Raw genomic sequence first — 14,189 nt, forward strand, 5'->3', positions numbered from 1 at the left:
GCGCTCTTTAAAAGATGCACGGGGTCATCCCCATCCAAGATAAAAATCGGGTGCCTTGCAAACAGGTACAATATGGCTGGNTTACTACACACGGGTAAGCCTATTAACTTTAACACTTTTACGCTTCGTGAGCACCGGCCGGCTTATAGGAAGCAACACGGCGCGTTTATAAAAGTGCTGATCTTATAACCAATGGGTTTTCTATTGGTCGGAAAAAGTAGCGATGATGTTACCCTTAAATTATGATCCGTGATTTTCGATTCCACACCTGCCGGACAGACCTGTTAGGTTTAGAAACCCTAACGGGTCTGCTTTTACACCCCTACCACAACGACCAGCCGCCGCCTACTTTTTTCTTGGTGCCGGCCGGGCGCAGGTTGTAAGTAAAAGTCGCCAGGAAGTACTGCCCCAGGATATTGCTATAAGTAGTGCGTACCGTATTCTGGTAAGGAATGATATCCGTATTGCGCGTCTGGTTCAGCAGGTCGTTAGCATACAGGCGCAGTACCGCCCGCTCATCTTCAAAGAACGTGAAATTCACGCCTGCATTCCACATGAACATCCTCCGGTATTGCGGATCTGCAAAGGCATTGTTGTTCAGGTACCGCAATTCGGTATCAAAGATCACATGCTTTATATAACGTATGATCAGCTCTGTTCCGGCCGTTTGGTCAAAGCTTCTTGCAGGTGTGAACCGGGGATTGGTATTCTTTACACTCATATAAGAAAAAGAATAAGCCGGTCTTATTTCCAGTTTATCATTCCAGTTAAAGCCCAGGTTGCTCCAGATATTACTATTCAGCCGCTTTTGAATGCTGGGCGCCTCATTGTAAAAGAATTTATTTTCCCGGTATTCGGTCCAGGTGCCCACATTCCAGGAGAAGGTAAAACTGTTCTTGTATTTGATATCCTGGTTCAGGCCGAAATTGGCGGCAATACGTTTGCTTCCATCCGCATTCACGGCCTTTATCGTCTGTATCCCGCTTTCGTCTACTGTTATGCTTTGCACAACATCATTATCTGCAATATACGCTTCTCCCCAACTCCATACATTCAGATTGTTTTTGGGATTAAAGGTATTCAGGTTCGCATTTACCCGGTTCCTGAGGGCGGGCAGAAGACCCGCGTTCCCAATATTAATAACATAAGGGTTGGTATTGTTGCGCACGGGCAGCAGGTAATAGTAGTCCGGCAATACCACATCTCGGGAAAAGTTGACGGTTAATTTTTTATACGTGACCTCCAGTTCCGGCAATACATTGCCCTGCTTTTGGATTAGCGGCTCGGGAACATAAGAGACATTGTTCTCAAATTGCTGGTACTGGTACCGGAGACCAGGGGTTACCGCAAGTCCTTTATGTTTAAACTCCAGGCCGGTGCTCACCAGGTACTTATTGCTGCTGCGCAGGAACATGCTGCTTAGCTCATTGTTCCGCTGGTCGTAGCCGGGCCCGCTTTTATCAAACGTAGCCACATCGTTTTTCAGGTGCTCATATTCATACCGGGTTCCTGCACGGAGAAACCATTTTTTACCAAGGGGCTCGCGGTAATTGGCACCGGCATAGGCAAACCAGGTAGGAACGCTTTCTGTTCTCAGCTGGTTCGTCAGGCTGTCGAACCTGTCCGGATACAGATAGCGGATACGGGCATCCGTATAATTGTCCGTTGTCTTGCGGTTCCAAACCACTCCCTGCGCAAATGAGATCCTGCGCCCGGTTTTTGTTGCAGACAACCGGGTCAATGAAAAATTCTCCCGCAGGATATCATTGCGGGTGTCACCGTTAATTAAAACGCGGCCATCGTTCAGATCGCCCAAAAAATTATTGATCCCGTTTTGATTGTTTACGCTGTTATTCTCTTCTCCCCCGATAATATAGGTGGCTGTAGCGGTAATGGTGGTCAGTGTATCCGGTTTCAGATTCATTCCCACCCCAAAAGTATGCGTATTGCCTCGCAGAACGGTATTGTTAAGCGATTTGTTGGTAATGATCGTGTCCCCGTTGAAGATCCGGGTGCTGTTATCCGTCTCCACATCAGTATGTACTTTCCCAAAATAATACTGGGCAAAAAAGGATTTTTTCCTGTTGGGAGAATGGTTGAGATTAAAACCAAGGCCATTACTGGTGGTCACCCCGCCCATGCGCGACATGCCGCCAAAGTTAATGCCGTTGATCATGATATTTGAACCAAAATTGCTGTTGTTGCTGCTGTTATTGCCCCCGCCAGATACGTCCCTGTTCCGTTGCAGGCCGCCGGTTTGCATCAGATCGCTCCAGCCAAAACCCGGCCGGTTCAGGTTATTGCTGTAGCCCAAAAGACTTACCTGAAGGGTGTCGCGGAAGATATTGGCGATGGCCCCCCCTTCAAAGCGGCTTCCGTTAATGCCACCGCCACCTCCGGCATAGGCTTTTCCAAACAGGCCCTTCTTCACTCCTTTTTTAAAGGTGAGGTTGATGACCTTTCCCACATTGTTCAGGTTATCGTCTCCTCTTTCCAGCAGTTCGTCCTTGTCATCCGTTACCTGTATCTTATCGATCACATTGGAGGGCAGGTTACGCGAAGCCATTTTGGGATCGCTGCCAAAAAAATTCTTTCCATCTACAAGGATCCGGTTCACGCGTTTCCCATTCACCATGATGTTGCCTTGCTTGTCTACCTGCACTCCCGGCAGCTTCTTCAGCAGGTCTTCCACCAGGGCATTGGGCAGGGTTTTAAAGGCATTGGCATTAAATTCAACCGTATCTTTCCGGATCACCATGGGCGGGCGCTCGGCCACTACCAATACTTCATCCAGGTCGGTGGTGCCGGTTTGCAAGGGGATCGTTCCAAGATCCAGTGCCGGTTGCGACCTGGAAAGCTGAAACTCCCTGCGGAACACCCCATACCCGGTAAACGTAATAATAACCCGGTAGGGCACTTCAGGCGAAAGCCCCGGTACACGGAACGCGCCTTCCTCGCCGCTGAGGCGGTATGTCACCATCGAAGTGTCGGCTGCCTTAAACACCGTAATTGTAGCCATATACAACGGTTTGCCCGTAGCTGAATCCAAAAGCTTTCCGGTAATGACCCCCTGCGCACGTATGCCCAACGCACCCAAAAACAGAAATACAACTAAAGCGGCCCGTCTATAAAGAGACAATGGCCTGGAAAAGGTTTGCATACCTACTACACGCAGCAACCGGAAAAATGTTACACAGCAACCGGCTGAAAACTGTTTGAGGTTGAATGTTTAAGGTTGGGATCCCTTTGCGGCCGGATGCGCATATTGCAATTCCAGATCCTGCTGATCGCTGAAAGCTGACCGCTCAATGCTCAATACTGTGTAGCTAAAGACTGATGGCTGACAGCGCAACGCTCAATGCTCGACTCGCAATGCTGATCGCTGCTCCGGATTCAAGATTTCATGCCGGATTGTGGTTTTGGCATTCACTGCCTATTCCGGATCCCATCCGCCGTCCAGTGTCTATCGTCTAATGTCTAACGCCCAAACAACCGATCCATACTTTGCGGAATGGTTTTGCTGTAATCCATTTGCACCGGTTTGTACTCGTTCTGCCATTTTTCAAACTGCTGTTCAAAATCATCCCCGATCCTGGAAAGGGTCATTATTCCCATCTCTTTTAATGCAGCGGCATTGCAGCATTGCTCATATTGCCCGCGGATGGGGATGGCCATTATTTTTTTGCCGAGATGCAGCGCTTCTGAGGGCGTTTCAAATCCGCCACCGGTAATGATCTCCCGGCAATGGATCAGGCTCTTATTGAACAGTTGGCGGTCTACCGGAACAAAACGGATATTCCCTTCCTCCCGTACCGAACCGGATTGCCGGCTGAAAATCTCAAACCGGTGTTCTTTTAATTTTAAAAAGATCTGCCGCAGCTCCTGATCGCAGTAAGACGGAAGATATACGGCGATATGGCCTTTATCAGCCGGTGTGGCCTCAAGGATCTCCTTTTTGATCACAGGTGTAAGAATGAAATCGTCATAGGATTTAAAATGCAGACCCAGGTAGCGTTCTCCGCGGGCGTAGTTTTTCAGCATCCATTCACCGGACCGGCTTAGCGACTCCGGCCGGGGTACTTTATCGCTTTGAAAGCTGGCCTGGTGCCCGAAATTGACGGATGGAATCTTCTTCGATCTGCAGGCTGCCGCAGTGATGTAGTCATAGTCATTGATCACAAAATCATAATCCTCTACCGGCAGGGCACGGATCTCTTTCTTCAGTGCCAGGGGATTCACATGCCGGGCGATCTTCCAGTAATCGAGCCCGCCGTTGCAGGTATAATAGAGGCTCAGTCCCCTGCTCCGGTACTTCACCGGTGCATCCAGCTTCAGGTTGCTGTTGTTACCGCTCAGAAAGATATCCACCGTACCGTATTGCATTAGATAAGGTAACAGCTCCATAGCGCGGCTGATGTGCCCGTTACCGGTAGCCTGAACGGCGTAAAAAATTTTCATTGTCTTTATCAGATAGTGCGTGTAAATAAAAAGCGATCTCGTTGGTCAGCACCGTTGCCCTGGGTTTGTCCCGGGGGGTCCGTTCTGTTTTCATTTCCTTTTCATTATAGGTGTACAACTGCCATTGATTGTCGTAATATTCCAGCGCGGTCATATGCTCCATCCAATCGCCGGAATTCAGATAGTTCACTTTTCCCTTTGCAGTTATCACTTCTTTTTTCTGCGGCTGATGTATGTGCCCGCAGATAACGGTATCGAACTTTTTTTCAATGGCCAGCTCCGCTATTTTGGTCTCAAAAGCATCGATATTGATGATGCGCTTATTGAACTGGTCCATGATCTTCCGGGAAAGCGACAGCTTTTCCCTGCCAAAAAGCTGGGAGACCACATTCATGCATTTGTTAAAGCCCAGCAAGACGGCATATCCGTTGCTGCCCAGCTTACCCCAGAACTTTGCCTGCCGGGTAGTGGTATGATCAAAAACATCCCCGTGAAAGATCCACACTTTTTTACCATTGACCTCGATCACCACTTTATCCGTCAGCAGAAAGCTCCCCAGCTCCAGGTCCGAATAACGGCGCATGCAGTCGTCGTGATTACCGGTGATATAGATGACCCGGGTTCCGGAAGAAAGCTTGTTAAATACCTCTTTGATAGCAGAGATATGATCCGGTGGAAAATAGCGTTTGCTAAACTGCCACCCGTCGATAATATCTCCGTTCAGGATCAGCACACGCGGATCAATGCTTTTCAGATAGGCAGTGAACTCGCGTGCCCGGCTTGCATAGGTACCCAGGTGCAGATCGGATACAACAGCTATTTCGATGCGGCGTTGGGACATTATGATTTCTGTTTTCCAAATTTCCCAATCCAGTGTAACAGAACCATTACCTTAATGTTATAATAATATTATCTATGTAGGGCAGACTGCGCCACAAATGCATGCATAAAGGCACGGGGGCATTATATCGTGAGGATCGATGCGGCTGCACTGTATTTGGGACCAAACAGCTCTGGCCTTTTTCGTATTTTGCAGCCATGAAGTACAAACATCTTTTTTTTGACCTGGACCATACATTGTGGGATTTTGATGCCAATGCAAAACTGACGCTGCAGGACCTGTATGGCACCCTGAAACTTGAAGAAAGAGGCATTGATGATTTTAACCGTTTTTACAGGCAATACCTGGAGCACAATACAAGATTATGGGCGCGTTACCGCAACGGGTTCATCAAGCAGGCAGAGCTGCGGGTAAAGCGGATGCAATTATCATTGCTGGATTTCAAAATCGGCGATGAGGCACTTGCGCAGGAAATGAGCCGGCGCTTTTTAGAAATGCTGCCCACCCGCAACACCTTGTTTCCCTATGCCACCGAGATCCTGACCTACCTTACCTCAAAAAACTACCGGCTGCACCTGATCACCAACGGGTTTGAAGAAGTACAGCACCATAAGATCAGGAATTCAAACATCCATCACTATTTTGATCAGGTGGTTACCTCCGAAGGATCCAACAGTTTAAAGCCGAACAAAGAGATCTTCGATTTTGCGCTGGCAGCAACCGGGGCACAGAAAGCGGAAAGTATCATGCTGGGCGATGACCTCGAAGCGGACATCATCGGCGCGGCAAATGCAGGGCTGGACCAGGTGTACATTAACCACGTGAACAAATCGCCGGACTTTAAACCCACTTATACGGTATATGCGTTAAAAGAGCTGGAAGCCATTTTTTAATGCTCCACGCATATCCGCTTTACAGACGGTAGCCAATGCGGATGCCTAATGCCGGACGAAATGTGACTCCGCTGTTTTCTTTGAGATATGAGTGCCGCATCCCGTCAAATACATTGGGGTGCCGCGATCGCAGTAACGAGTCAGATGCTGCCGCGTATTCCCGGTTGTAATTTTTATTGCTCCGGTATGCCAGGCCCAGGCTGCTGTAAATATCAAGAAGCAGGTGCCTGGATTGCTGCATAACACGGGGCTTTCGTGAAACCGGATACCCGATCAATCGCTGGTACCCGAAAACAGCGCTTAGCCCCGTAATGGTTTTCCGGGCATAAAAATAATCGGCATACTCCTCCCGGTTATTTTCCTTGTAATAGTACGCAGTAAGATTGCGCCGGTTTCGGGCATACATAAAATTGACCCCCATGTAACGGCCGGAAAGAGGCGGATATACTTCCCCGCTACGGGATCTGCGGGCATAGTGACGTAACTCTATATTTGCCTTTATCCCTTTTTCTTTTGCAAATTCAGGACCGGCACCTTCTCCTTCAATAGAATAAAGCTGGTACCCCAGTTCCCCGGAGAGCGATACCCGCCGGCCAATGGCATGTTCCAGTGCCATTCGTAAGGTTGGAAAAGAAACAGGATCGGTAGCAGCAGTTAAATTTAACTTCAATGCTGTTTGATATGGTTTTCCGGGTTCCTGCGCATCCAGTTTTTTTATACAGCAGCAGACAACCATCAGTAACAGCCAGGTAACTTTTTTCATAAACAGTTTTAACAGGTGCAAATTAAAGCGCATCAAATATAAGATTTGAAATTTTCCTATAAACGGTATCCCAGTCGGATGCCCAGTGCGGGGCGAATGATAACGCGGCTGTTTTCTTCAAGGTAAGATTTCACCGTTGCATCCGATAAATTTACATGCCGGGATCGAAGTAATGAATCAGATGCGGTATGGTAGTTGCGGTTGTAATTTTTATTGTTCCGGTAGGCCGGCCCCAGGCTGCCGTAAAAATCAAAAAGTATATGTCGCGACTGTTTGGTAATACCGGGTTTTAGTGAAGCCGGATACCGGATCGCCAACTGGTAGCCCAGAACAAAGCTTAAACCCGTAATCGTTTTCCGGGCATAGAACCGGTCGGTAAATTCGAGATGATCGTCTTTTTTGTAATAGTGTGCCGTCAGGTTACGCCGGTTTTGTGCATACAAAAAATTCAGCCCCGTATAAAAGCCCGCAAGCGGAGGATATATGTTTCCACTACGGGATCTGCGGGCATAACGGCGCAACTCCACATTAGCTTTGATTCCGCTTTCCTTTACAAATTCCGGATCGGCAAGATATCCATCAATGGAGTACAGCTGGTAGCCCAGTTCTCCGGAAAGTGCTATCCTTTGGGAAACAGCCCGCTCCAGCGCCAACCGTATCGTTGGGAAAGAAATATCATCCGCCAGTGCAACTATATTCAGCTTTACCGCGGACCGGTAGCTTTTGTTGCCCTCCTGGGCGTTTACATCGTTAACAAAACACAGGGTAGGCAGGAATAGCAGGCAGGCAATTTTTTTCATAAACATTTTTGGGTAGTGCAATATACAGCGATTTATATTCTCTGAACCGCTTTAAAAATCTTCCGTTCCGGGATTAAAAAAGCCTTCCCACCCTGGCCCCAAGGGTAATGTTCGGGCCCCATCCATTCCTCATATTGTCGCGGCTAAGCATCGACCCGATCACATCTTCATTCCCTTTATTCCCGATCCGGGCCGCCTGTAACTCAAAATCCTTTGTCATTGTCCTCTTTATGCCGATCCCTCCGTAAAGTTCTACCTGCAGCCATTTTTTAAACAGGAAATCAAATCCCGTTATAACGTTAACCCCAAACGAACGTTTTTTGAACCAGAAAGCATCCTTCCCCAGTCTTTTAATAATCCCGTTTTGATGTATAAGGCTATCATAAGTATAGTCATTGGCTGTATTGCTTCTATAAAACAGGGCACCTCCTACATAAAATTTCCTTCCCCGGGGTTCTTCCTTCAGGTACCTGCGCAGCTCAATATTGGTTTTAAGACCCTTTGTTTTTACAAATACCGTATCCAGCGCCCGGGGCTTATACAACTGGTAGCCGGCCTCGGCAAAAAGCCCCAAATGCTTACCCATCCTTTTCTCAATACCCAGCTGTAACGTAGGAAAATCAAACACGGCCGCGGCCGCTGTTGCATTAAGTTTTATACCCATGCCGGGAGGCTTCTCTTCCTGTGCAAACCCCGTTATACAAAAAAGCAATAACGCAAAACAGCAGTTAATTTTCATATGCCCTATTTATCGTATTAACGTGAAGATGATATAAAAAGTAACATTATATTAAAATAAATACATTTGAGTAGCAACAGCAATTCATGGGCAAAAGCCCCTTATGTCCTTGTAGTTAATCGTCATCATAAGCGGTAAAATGCGTGGGAGATACGGTAGAATTCCGATCCGGCCATGCAACCGGCAAACAGGCTGTATAAGGGCCGTCTGTTTGTAGCGGCCAACCGCCCCGCAGTATAGGCCGCAACAACGGTTTGAAGACGATGCAACACATGGCGCTTTTACGCATCCGGTGCAGATTACAAAGGCAGCAGTTAACCCGCTTATTCAGATCTTGTGCCGCTGAATAAAAAAACATCGGGCATCGTTCAAAAAGGAGGGATACCGTACCATCTTTATGAGCACATCACCGTTACACGCTGATCAGGCCGGGGTCAGTTCGAAGATCGTTATTTCCGGTCGCACGTTAAAACGTACCTGCCAGGAGAAACCCAATGCCCGGTTGATGTAAAGGGTTCGCCCGTCAGCAAAATCAAACAGGCCCGAAGTGTAGCGCTTGTTGTCAACGGGCAGCAAGGGCGGCGGCAGAAAAGGCGGCTTGCATTGCCCGCCATGCGTATGACCGCTGATCACCCAGCTGTTGTAACCATTCCATACGGGCAGGTCCATAACATCCGGGTTGTGGCATAAAACAATATTTGCCCCCTGGCGATCCCAGTGCGGCATTACGTTTTCCGGGTGAAAAAAAGTTCCCCATTTATCGTCGATCCCGATAAAGTTTAAACCGGCGAATGACTGTTGCTCGTTCCGGAGCACATGCACCTTTCTGTGGCCCAGGATCTCCGCAACCTTATCGGCCACATGGCTTTCTTTCCAGTGAGCACCATAGTCATGATTGCCCAGAACAGCTACCGTGCCCAGGCTTCCTTTGGGGGCATATCCCATCAGCTCGTAGAGCCGGTCAAATTGCAGGGTGGAATCATAGGTAATAAAATCACCCGTATAAGCAACAAAATCCGGCTTGTAGGCCGCCGCTCTTACAAAAGCGTCCTTTATATAACTGTTTCTCGAACGTTTTCCAATATGGATATCGCTGATCTGCATCAGCCGCTTTCCGGACAGCGCCTCCGGGAGGTTCCGGATCTTCATCGGAACATGGGTAAATTCCAGCCAAAAAGGTTCTACCTGCCAGGTGTACAGGCCGGTCAGCAGACCGGTTCCCCCCAGTATGCCGCCGTATTTTAAAAATTTTCTCCGGTTCATGCCCGGCAAAATTAGTTTTTGCCGGCTCAGGATTCACTAATAGAATATTAAACTTTTATACGAAAACAGGGTCCAATACCTGTTTATAAAATTTTAACACGGGTATAGAAGGTATTTTTCCAAAAACCCATCTAAGAAAAAATAAATGCGTCTGCAAGTGAATACAAGATCCGTTTTTTTTATCGCGCTGCTCTTAATGACGCTGCGGGCTGCCGCCCAGGAGATCCCCTCAAGGACCAATGAAGGGATCCGCCGTACAGAAACAAAGCGCGAACAATACAACGGGTACCAAAAACTAAAGCTTACCGCGGAGCAAAAAAGCCGGCTGGCCGTTTTACAGAAGGAAGGAAAAGCTGCCGCTGCGGCCATCCGGAACGGGCAGACGGCAACACCGGGTGAAAAAAGGGAAGAACTGCTTACGCTCCGGCAGGAGCAAATCCAAAAACAGATGGCGCTTCTTACCCCCGCGCAGCAAAAGATCTGGAAAGAGGAAGGCCTGGGGGAAGGTGGCAGAACACAACACACGGTTGTTGTAGCTCAGCGAAATGCGCGCGCCATCAGCCGCGACCTTAACAACAACGGGCTGCCCGTAATGGCCGGGAAAAACGCGGCCCGGCTGAACCTGTCCGGCGCACAGCAGCAAAAAATAAATGAACTGGCCCAGACCTTTAAAAAACGGGCCCGCTCCGTACGACAGGACCCAACCCTGTCGGCAGGAGAGAAACAGCTTCAAATGGATGCATTAAAAAAAGAATTCCGGAAAAAAAGAAAAGCCCTCCTTACCGCAGAGCAATGGCAGCAATGGGCAAAGCAGGACCGGAAACGTAGAAACATTTCCCAACAATAAACAAACATCTGTTAAACTTAAAAAACAAAAAATGAAAAAAACAATTTTAATTGTGGCGATCGTAAGCCTGTTCAGCACCTCCGCTACGTTTGCGCAGGATGCTCCCAAAAAGGAAAAAGCCGAAAGAAGCATGAACAATCGCCGTGGTCCGAACTGGGATGACCCTGATCTCAATTTAACAAAAGACCAGAAAGACAAGCTGAAGGCCCTGGGCGAGGAAAACATGAAGCAAATGAAAGCGATCCGGGAGGACAACGCGCTCAATAACGATCAGAAAAGGGAAAAAATGAAGGCGCTGCGTGCCACACAAAAGGAAGCAAGAGAGAAGATCCTTACAAAAGAACAGGCAGAAAAAATGGAAGCAAAAATGAAAGAGCGCAGGGAGCGGGGCAGGAATAAACAGGCACAGCAGTAAGAAGTTGTCTTTTTATATTTTACCAGAAGGCCATCTTAATTTTAGGATGGCCCTTTTTTTTACGATATTTGCAGCTTACTGTTGTAAAAATAGCAATCCACACAATGAAAAAAATTGACCCCCGCTTTGAAAAATTTGCGCACAAAAAAAGCAATGCAGCAATAAAAGAAGCATTTAAACAGGAAAAAAGGCAATATAAAAAAGAACGCGCCGCCTTTTTTGAGCAAAAAAAGGCAGAGGCTGCAGCAAAAGCAACGCATATAGCGGCCCCTAAAATTGAGCGGAAAACCTCCGCAGAGGCCCAGATGCCTTTAAACAAATACCTGGCGCACGGTGGCATTTGCTCCCGCCGGGATGCCGTTGCCTTTATTAAGGACGGAAAAGTAAAAGTAAACGCGGCTGTGATCACGGAGCCGGGTTATAAGGTACAAGCCGCTGATGTGATCCTGGTGAATAATAAAAAAATAACCCCGGCCAAAAACCTGGTCTATATCCTGCTGAACAAACCCAAGGATTATATTACCACTACCGATGACCCGCAAAAACGGAAAACGGTGCTGGATCTTATAAGAACCGCAACAACCGAGCGTGTTTACCCCGTAGGACGGCTGGACCGGAATACCTCCGGTGTACTGCTCATAACAAACGACGGAGAACTGGCCCAGCAACTGACGCACCCCAGCAATGAAGTGAAAAAGATCTACGCCGTCACGCTGAACAAGCCGCTTGAAAAAAAAGATTTTGATAAGATCCTCAAAGGTGTGGTACTGGAAGACGGTCCGGCTCCCGTTGACGTACTGGCGTACTCCGATCTGAAAGACAAGACCCAGGTTGGCATCGAGATCCACAATGGCCGGAACCGCATCGTTCGCCGTATTTTCGAATCGGTAGGGTACGACGTAAAGCACCTGGACCGCGTTATGTTTGGCGGGCTGACCAAAAAAAACGTTGAACGTGGAAAATTCCGCTTTCTATCGGAAAAAGAGGTACGCAACCTCAAATTTTTTGGAAAGGGTAAAAAATAACCCCGCTCAGCATTTTGATTTACGGCCGGCTTTACTGCCGGGTCGTAAGCGATCAATCAGGAATGAACATGAAACTGCAGGATTTAATTGTTTTCGAAAATGAGGACCTGGTAGCCCTGAACAAACCTTCCGGCATGCTTTCTATTCCCGACCGGGAAGGAAAGGATCCATCGCTCAAAGAGTTGCTGCAGGAGGCCTATCCAGCCATTTTTACCACCCACCGGCTGGATCGTGAAACGAGCGGCCTGATCCTTTTTGCAAAAAATGCCGGTGCGCACAAACATCTGAATCAGCAGTTCGAAACCCGGAAAACCATAAAGATCTATAACGGACTGGTCATCGGGTCTGTTGCGGAGGCATCGGGAAGCATCGACGCCCCCATTGCCGAAAATATGGTCAAACGCGGTACCATGCTCATTCACCGGCGCGGTAAACCGGCGCTCACCGATTTTAAGGTATTAAGAGATTTTACTATTTACAGCTGGATGGAGTTCAGGATCCATACGGGCAGAACGCACCAGATACGGGTACACGCAAAAGAGATCGGTCATCCGCTGGTGGGCGATGTCCTTTACGGCGATGGCAAACCGGTGTACCTTTCCTCGTTTAAACCAAAGTTCAACCTGTCTAAAGAAAGTTTGGAAGAACGTCCGCTGCTGAACCGGCTGGCATTGCATGCGGCCCGTTTAAAGATCCAGGCAGGTGACGGGCAGTGGCTGGAGCTGGATGCGCCGCTTCATAAAGATCTGAGGGCAACCCTGCAGCAGCTGGAAAAAAGAAAGTAAACAGGTATGAAAAGGAGGTTGCTTTCCCTGTTCCCCGGTTCCGGTATTTGCAATCCGGTGCCGGGTGCCATCCTCATCAAATTCCGCTGGTATCCGTTTAAATATTGAAAATATCCGCAACGAATTGATACCTTTGTACAATGGTATTTTTCCGGCACAGGCAGTGATCGTGCCAGGGCCCTGACAGCGGATGATGAAGTAACAACAGCAGGACGGGTGATCCTTACCGGCAACTACATAATGAAGAAACATTTGACCCTTTTGCGAATTGTTTCTGCGTATAACCGGCCAGAAATATTCGTCTATATAAAACATCGGGCGCAGCAACAGGATCTGCCTTATTTTTGTCATTGGCCGTTCGCAGCAGAAGATAAATAATACCACAAAGCGCGCCGGCAGGGAGGAAGAAAGCGCCGGTCTGTTGGATCCGGCAATAAAGGCAGCAAGGAAAAGAAACAGGATTCAAAAATGATTAAAGAAGTGAAAGACCAAAAGATGTTGCTGCAGGAATGGGTCGCTCAAGTTTAACACAGCATGACTAATAAAAGTTATCCGACTTCCTCATTGATAATTTCCACCTACAATTGGCCGGAAGCGCTTGAATGCTGTCTGAAAAGTATATTGAGACAAAGCCTGCTGCCCAATGAAGTGATCATTGCCGACGACGGCTCTACCACAGATACCCGTGCGTTAATAGAGCGGTTCGTGCAGGTATTTCCGGTACCCCTCATCCATGTGTGGCAACCGGACGATGGTTTTCAGCTTGCCCGGATCCGTAACAAGGCCATTGCAAGAGCCCGGTATGAATACATCATACAAATTGACAGCGACCTCATCCTGCACAAACGGTTTGTGGAAGACCACCTCCGGGTAAGCAACTCCGGAAGTTTTGCAACCGGCAGCCGGGTGATCCTCAGCGAGTCCTATTCCAGAAAACTGCTGACCCTCCGCCAGGGCAGGGCCTCTATATTCCGATGGGGGTCGCTGAATAAAAACAACGGGTTGCGGATACCCGCGCTCACAAAACTTTATAAAAAACACCGGGCCGACGATATCTTTTACCTGCGCGGCTGCAATATGGCTTTTTGGAGAAAGGACCTGATGGCAGTGAACGGCTATAACGAAGAGATACAGGGCTGGGGGCGGGAAGATAATGAGATCGCCGCCCGTCTGATCAATCTTGGCATCACAAAAATGGTGGTGAAGCACAGTGCCATTGTTTTTCATATCTATCACAAAGAAAAAGAGCGGAACAGCGTTCTGACCAATAACGAATTGCTTCAAAAATCGATCTCTCAAAAGCTCATTATGGCACCCATGGGTATTCAAAACCACCTGCAAAGTTCCTGACCGCTGCACC

General features: G+C 48.2%; 13 protein-coding genes. 6 read left to right on the plus strand and 7 right to left on the minus strand.

The genetic code is table 11. The annotated features are described in order from the left end of the window. Positions 1–322: 322 nt before the first annotated feature. From B160_RS0109100 to B160_RS0109115, 3 genes are all read right to left on the minus strand, one after another. Positions 323–3,160, minus strand: coding sequence for an outer membrane beta-barrel protein (locus tag B160_RS0109100; RefSeq protein WP_157557987.1), 2,838 nt, complete (start codon positions 3,158–3,160; stop codon positions 323–325). Positions 3,161–3,477: 317 nt separating this feature from the next. Further along, positions 3,478–4,458 carry a glycosyltransferase family protein gene (locus B160_RS0109110; RefSeq protein WP_018627590.1) on the minus strand — a complete coding sequence of 327 codons (981 nt, stop codon included), beginning with the start codon at positions 4,456–4,458 and terminating at the stop codon, positions 3,478–3,480. Next, entirely contained in the window at positions 4,424–5,299 is an 876-nt protein-coding gene (locus tag B160_RS0109115; RefSeq protein ID WP_018627591.1) for a UDP-2,3-diacylglucosamine diphosphatase, read from the minus strand. The genes B160_RS0109110 and B160_RS0109115 overlap by 35 nt, the downstream gene beginning before the upstream one ends. A 197-nt stretch (positions 5,300–5,496) precedes the next feature. Here B160_RS0109115 and B160_RS0109120 point away from each other — a divergent pair, with 197 nt between their 5' ends. Continuing rightward, positions 5,497–6,192, plus strand: a complete 696-nt coding sequence (locus tag B160_RS0109120; RefSeq protein WP_026309654.1) for a YjjG family noncanonical pyrimidine nucleotidase — start codon at positions 5,497–5,499, stop codon at positions 6,190–6,192. Positions 6,193–6,211: 19 nt separating this feature from the next. Here B160_RS0109120 and B160_RS0109125 read toward each other — a convergent pair whose 3' ends face one another. The 4 genes from B160_RS0109125 to B160_RS0109145 all read right to left on the minus strand — a co-directional run bounded on the left by B160_RS0109125 (position 6,212) and on the right by B160_RS0109145 (position 9,757). Further along, positions 6,212–6,955 carry a DUF3575 domain-containing protein gene (locus B160_RS0109125; RefSeq protein ID WP_245562175.1) on the minus strand — a complete coding sequence of 248 codons (744 nt, stop codon included), beginning with the start codon at positions 6,953–6,955 and terminating at the stop codon, positions 6,212–6,214. Between the two features lie 56 nt (positions 6,956–7,011). After that, complete coding sequence (locus tag B160_RS0109130) at positions 7,012–7,755, minus strand: DUF3575 domain-containing protein (protein ID WP_245562178.1); 744 nt, start codon at positions 7,753–7,755, stop codon at positions 7,012–7,014. A gap of 73 nt (positions 7,756–7,828) precedes the next feature. After that, the gene (locus tag B160_RS0109135) at positions 7,829–8,494 is read right to left on the minus strand and encodes a DUF3575 domain-containing protein (RefSeq protein ID WP_018627597.1); all 666 of its coding nucleotides are present in this window, start codon (positions 8,492–8,494) and stop codon (positions 7,829–7,831) included. Positions 8,495–8,917: 423 nt separating this feature from the next. Continuing rightward, on the minus strand, positions 8,918–9,757 hold the full coding sequence (locus B160_RS0109145) for a metallophosphoesterase (protein ID WP_018627599.1): 840 nt from the start codon (positions 9,755–9,757) through the stop codon (positions 8,918–8,920). Between the two features lie 157 nt (positions 9,758–9,914). Between B160_RS0109145 and B160_RS0109150 the strand changes: the two genes are divergently transcribed. From B160_RS0109150 to B160_RS0109175, 5 genes are all read left to right on the plus strand, one after another. Beyond that, on the plus strand, positions 9,915–10,604 hold the full coding sequence (locus B160_RS0109150) for a hypothetical protein (protein WP_157557973.1): 690 nt from the start codon (positions 9,915–9,917) through the stop codon (positions 10,602–10,604). A gap of 31 nt (positions 10,605–10,635) precedes the next feature. Next, on the plus strand, positions 10,636–11,019 hold the full coding sequence (locus tag B160_RS0109155; protein ID WP_018627606.1) for a hypothetical protein: 384 nt from the start codon (positions 10,636–10,638) through the stop codon (positions 11,017–11,019). Between the two features lie 104 nt (positions 11,020–11,123). Continuing rightward, on the plus strand, positions 11,124–12,044 hold the full coding sequence (locus B160_RS0109160) for a pseudouridine synthase (protein WP_018627607.1): 921 nt from the start codon (positions 11,124–11,126) through the stop codon (positions 12,042–12,044). A 68-nt stretch (positions 12,045–12,112) separates the two neighbouring features. Beyond that, positions 12,113–12,829 (plus strand): RluA family pseudouridine synthase, encoded by a 717-nt coding sequence (locus B160_RS0109165; RefSeq protein ID WP_026309655.1) that lies wholly within the window; start codon positions 12,113–12,115, stop codon positions 12,827–12,829. A 534-nt stretch (positions 12,830–13,363) separates the two neighbouring features. Then, entirely contained in the window at positions 13,364–14,179 is an 816-nt protein-coding gene (locus tag B160_RS0109175; protein ID WP_026309656.1) for a glycosyltransferase family 2 protein, read from the plus strand. The last annotated feature ends 10 nt before the right edge of the window (positions 14,180–14,189 follow it).

It is taken from the genome of Niabella aurantiaca DSM 17617 (genome assembly GCF_000374125.1).
In the GTDB taxonomy this organism is placed as follows: Bacteria; Bacteroidota; Bacteroidia; order Chitinophagales; family Chitinophagaceae; genus Niabella; species Niabella aurantiaca.

Excerpts from the sequence above, each read along its gene's own strand:
- B160_RS0109100 (WP_157557987.1), bottom strand. The coding sequence starts at position 3,160 with ATGCAAACCTTTTCCAGGCCATTGTCTCTTTATAGACGGGCCGCTTTA.
- B160_RS0109110 (WP_018627590.1), bottom strand. The coding sequence starts at position 4,458 with ATGAAAATTTTTTACGCCGTTCAGGCTACCGGTAACGGGCACATCAGC.
- B160_RS0109115 (WP_018627591.1), bottom strand. The coding sequence starts at position 5,299 with ATGTCCCAACGCCGCATCGAAATAGCTGTTGTATCCGATCTGCACCTG.
- B160_RS0109120 (WP_026309654.1), top strand. The coding sequence starts at position 5,497 with ATGAAGTACAAACATCTTTTTTTTGACCTGGACCATACATTGTGGGAT.
- B160_RS0109125 (WP_245562175.1), bottom strand. The coding sequence starts at position 6,955 with ATGAAAAAAGTTACCTGGCTGTTACTGATGGTTGTCTGCTGCTGTATA.
- B160_RS0109130 (WP_245562178.1), bottom strand. The coding sequence starts at position 7,755 with ATGAAAAAAATTGCCTGCCTGCTATTCCTGCCTACCCTGTGTTTTGTT.
- B160_RS0109135 (WP_018627597.1), bottom strand. The coding sequence starts at position 8,494 with ATGAAAATTAACTGCTGTTTTGCGTTATTGCTTTTTTGTATAACGGGG.
- B160_RS0109145 (WP_018627599.1), bottom strand. The coding sequence starts at position 9,757 with ATGAACCGGAGAAAATTTTTAAAATACGGCGGCATACTGGGGGGAACC.
- B160_RS0109155 (WP_018627606.1), top strand. The coding sequence starts at position 10,636 with ATGAAAAAAACAATTTTAATTGTGGCGATCGTAAGCCTGTTCAGCACC.
- B160_RS0109160 (WP_018627607.1), top strand. The coding sequence starts at position 11,124 with ATGAAAAAAATTGACCCCCGCTTTGAAAAATTTGCGCACAAAAAAAGC.
- B160_RS0109165 (WP_026309655.1), top strand. The coding sequence starts at position 12,113 with ATGAAACTGCAGGATTTAATTGTTTTCGAAAATGAGGACCTGGTAGCC.
- B160_RS0109175 (WP_026309656.1), top strand. The coding sequence starts at position 13,364 with ATGACTAATAAAAGTTATCCGACTTCCTCATTGATAATTTCCACCTAC.